At 67.4% G+C, this 4,069-nt stretch carries 3 protein-coding genes; all 3 read right to left on the reverse strand.

Annotated elements, in window-relative coordinates; all coding sequences use genetic code 11:
• Nucleotides 1–13: 13 nt before the first annotated feature.
• Nucleotides 14–796 carry a peptidoglycan-binding protein gene (locus tag AC1D1S_RS19740; RefSeq protein WP_476995282.1) on the reverse strand — a complete coding sequence of 261 codons (783 nt, stop codon included), beginning with the start codon at nt 794–796 and terminating at the stop codon, nt 14–16.
• Nucleotides 797–1,041: 245 nt separating this feature from the next.
• A complete protein-coding gene (locus AC1D1S_RS19745) occupies nt 1,042–3,258 on the reverse strand; it encodes a S9 family peptidase (RefSeq protein ID WP_476995283.1) in 2,217 nt (738 codons plus the stop codon).
• 27 nt (nt 3,259–3,285) lie between these two features.
• The coding region (locus AC1D1S_RS19750) for an LCP family protein (protein WP_476995284.1) at nt 3,286–4,069 on the reverse strand (784 nt) is incomplete at its 5' end.

Below are 4,069 nucleotides of genomic sequence, written 5' to 3' on the forward strand. Positions count from 1 at the left end.
GCTCATCTAGGTGCTACTGCTTCAGGTCGGACTGCTGGTCAGCCGACGCCGTAGCGTCGCCATGGATGTCCTGGTTGATGATGGCATCCTGCTGGGCGACGGCGAACGCGTTGCTGTCGATGGAGCCGATGTTGGCGCCGACGGCAGCGTCGATCGGCGCGGCCACGTTGGCGTTGGCGGCCACCGCACCATTGATCGGTGCCGCGATGCCGGCGTTGGCGTCCAGGTTCACATCGACGTTGAGCAGGTTGCCGCTGAGGGCACCCGCGGCGCCGGCGGCGGCTCCCACGTCAGTCGGCAGCGCGCCGCCCAGGTCCGGGGCCGTGCCATCCGGCAGGACGCCGGTGGCATCGGCGGGTACCGTGCCGGCGGGTACAGCGCCGCCGAGGTCGGCCGTGGCGGCAGGCGTGGCCGGATCCGTGGCAGCGGGCGCTGCGGCAGAACCTGCTGTGGTCCCGGCGTCCGCACCGGTGCCCTGGTCGATGACACTGTCCTGGGTGGAGTCTGCCGTGGCATCGCCCGTGACGCCCTGGTTGATAATGGTGCCCTGGTCGGCGAGGGCCTGGGACTCAGACCCGAAAGAGAGCACGTTTGCCGAGGCAGCCGCATCAATCGGGGCGGCAACGTTGGCGTTGGCCGCGATGCCGAGGTCGATCGGCGCCGCGGCGCTGATCCCGAGGTTCAGGTCGGCGTTCAGGTCCAGGACGGAGGCGACTTCCTTGTCCGGGAGAGCCGTGCCGCCCTGCGCCATCAGCTCATCATCAGTCAACGGGGTCATTCCCTGCTCAACGTTCATAACAAACTCCATCTMCGGCACCCAGTGCCCGGTCAAAGCCCTACGACGCCCCGCCCCCAGCGGACGGGTTCCACGTCGAAGTGCCCATCATGCCAGTAAATAGTAAGCATGATGACCAAATATCGGTAGCGAGCTCCCGGATTAACGCCGGAAAGCCCGCTGACCGGCCGGAAAACGCATCGATTGCTCCGTAAGTGCCCTAATGGAGGTCCAAAAGGGCGGCTACGGAGCAACCGATGGGGTTCTTACTTCAGTCCGGCCCCGGGCAGCAGTTCGGTGGCGCCGAGGGAATCGGCGACGAACGCGTAGTCCCAGGCCCGTTCGCGCCACTGCACGTATCGGCCCGACGCGCCGCCGTGGCCGCCTTCCATCTCGATTTTCAGAACGACGGGTTCGCCGCCGGTGTTCACCTCGCGCAGCCGCTGCACCCACTTGGCCGGCTCCACGTAGAGCACGCGGGTGTCGTTGAAGCTGGTGACCGCGGCGATCTTCGGGTACGCCACGGCACGGACGTTCTCGTACGGCGTGTACGACTTCATGTACGCGTACACGTCCGGGTCGGTGATCGGGTTGCCCCATTCCTCCCACTCCAGCGCCGACAGCGGCAGGTCGGGGTCCAGGATGGTGGTCAGTGCGTCCACGAACGGGACGGCGGCAACGATCGCCGCGTACTTTTCCGGCGCCAGGTTGGCGACCGCGCCCATGAGCAGGCCGCCGGCGGAGCCGCCCATCGCCGCGATCCGTGCCGGGTCCACCCAGCCGGAACCGGCGAGCCAGTCCGTGGCCGCAATGAAGTCGGTGAACGTGTTTTTCTTGTGCAGCTTCTTGCCGTCGTCGTACCAGTGCCGGCCCAGCTCGCCGCCGCCCCGGATGTGGGCGATCACGAACACTATGCCCCGGTCCAGCAGGGACAACCGGGGGATCCCGAAGCCCGGATCCATGCTCATTTCGTAGGAGCCGTAGCCGTACACCAGGCCGGCCGCCGTCGAATCTTTCCGGACGGAGGCGTGGCGGAGGACCGAGAGCGGAATCCGGGTCCCGTCGGACGCAACCGCCCATTCCCGGGTGGCGACGTAGTCCGAGGGCGTGTAGCCGCCCAGCACCGGGCTCTCCTTGCGCAGCAGGAGTTCACCGGCCGGGAGCTCCGGGGTGGGCAGTACAAAGTCGTAGACCCGCGACGGGGTGAAGTAGGAGGTGTAGCCCATCCGGATCACGGGCGCCTCGTAGTCGGAGCCCGCGACGCCGGCGGTATACAGCTCTTCGGTGAACGCAGGCTCCACGGCGGCGCCCTGCTCCGGGGTGCCCAGTCCTGCCAGGGGCAGGACCTGGACCCGTTCAATGGTGTCCTTGCGCACGGAGACCACCGCGTGGGTCGACGTGACGCCGGCGCCGTTGACCCGGACCTGGTCGGAATGSGCGACGACGGTGTCCCAGTGCTGCTCGGCGAGCGGCTTTGCGAGCTCGGCCGGGTCCACCAGCGAGACCATGGAATTGATGGCGTCCTTGTTGTGCGTGAGCAGGATCCGCTCCCGGCCCCGCCCCGAGGCGTCCGCCAGCAGGAACGGCTCGGCCTCGTAGAGGATGCGCTCGTCGCGGGAGATCACGGTGCGCAGGCCGGCGTCGGGGTCATCAAAGCGCAGCAGGCGGGTCTCGCTGAACTCGGAGCAGCCGATGCTGAGCACCAGGTGCCGCCGGTCGGCAGAGAGCTCGAAGCCGAGCCACATGGCGACGTCGTCCTCCTGGTAGATGACGGTGTCCTCGCCGACGGGTGTGCCGAGCACGTGGGACTTGACCTGGTACGGCCGCCACGAATCGTCCACCACGGTATAGAAGATCCGGCTGCCGTCGGGGGAGAAGGAGATGCCGTAGAAGACGTTCTCGATCACATCCGGCAGCAAGTCGCCGGTGCGGAGGTCCTTGATGCGCAGGGTGAAGCGCTCGTCGCCGGCGTTGTCCACGGCGTAGGCGTAGAGGGTGCCGTCGATGGTCGTGGCGGCCCCGCCCACGGCGAAGAACGGCTTGCCCTCGGCCTCGAGGTTGCCATCGAGGAGGACCTCCTCGCCGGGGATGACGACGCCGGCCTCCACGGCCGGGGGAGTCCAGTCCGCGACGCGGTCCCCGGTGTCCTGGCCGCGCACGCGGCAGTGGATGCCGTACTCCTTGCCCTCGACCGAGCGGGTGAAATACCACCAGCCGTCCTTGCGGTTCGGGACGGAAAGGTCAGTTTCCTGGGTGCGGCCCTTGATTTCCTGGAAGATCGCCTCGCGCAGCGGCTCCTGGTGCGCGGTCACGGACTCCTGGTAGGAGTTTTCCGCCTTGAGCAGGTCCACGACCTCTGCGGACTCCTTGTCCCGGAGCCACTCGTAGTTGTCCTCGAACGCGTCGCCGTGATGGGTGCGCACCGAGGGAACTTTCCGGGCGACGGGAGGCTGCGGGGACGGCTGGGCGGGAGTCTGGGTCATGGACCCAATCTACCGAAGAGCGGCGCCTCAATTGCCGTTCTGCAGATTGTTGGCCGCCACGTAGCCGGCGAGCGTTCCCGAGCGCAGTGCGGCGGAGAGCGCTGCGGTCGCGGCAGGGTCCTTCAGGACAATCGACTGGCCGTCCCGGCTGGTCCCGGTGCCGGCGGTCGGCAGGGTGAAGAACACGCCACGTCCCGGCGGCGTGCTCCGCAGGCCGAAGGCGAGGTTTTCCAGCGACTCCAGGGTGAAGCTTGCGTCCAGGGTCACGTGCGGCAGCACTGTCTTGATGAGTTTGCGGACGGTGCCGCGGTCCGCCAGGCCGCCTTCGGAAGCCAACTTGGCCATCATGGCTTTCAAGAACGTCTGTTGGTTCCGGACCCGCTGGTAATCGCCATCCGTGAAGGCATGGCGCTCGCGGACAAAGGCCAGGGCCTGCAGCCCGTTGAGGTGGTTCACGCCCGCCGGAAAGTGCACTTTGTCATCTGCTGTGGCGGTGAATGACTGTTTGATGTTGACGTCGACACCGCCGAGCGCATCCGTCATGGCCGCGAACCCTTGAAAATCCAGCATCACCGTGTGGTCGATGTGCGCACCCAGCAGCGCCTCCACCGTCCGCGTCATCAGCGGCAGTCCGCCCAGTTCCAGCGCGGCATTCACCTTCGCGGCTCCGTGGCCGGGGACGTCTACCCAAAGATCGCGCATGATCGAGATGCCGTAGACGCTCTTCCGGTCCGCCGGGAGGTGGATCAGCACAAGGGCGTCGCCGCGCTGGTCGGAGGTGGTGCCGTTGGCCGCCGCCGCCCGCTCATTC

Source organism: Arthrobacter sp. P1_A5 (genome assembly GCF_056406825.1).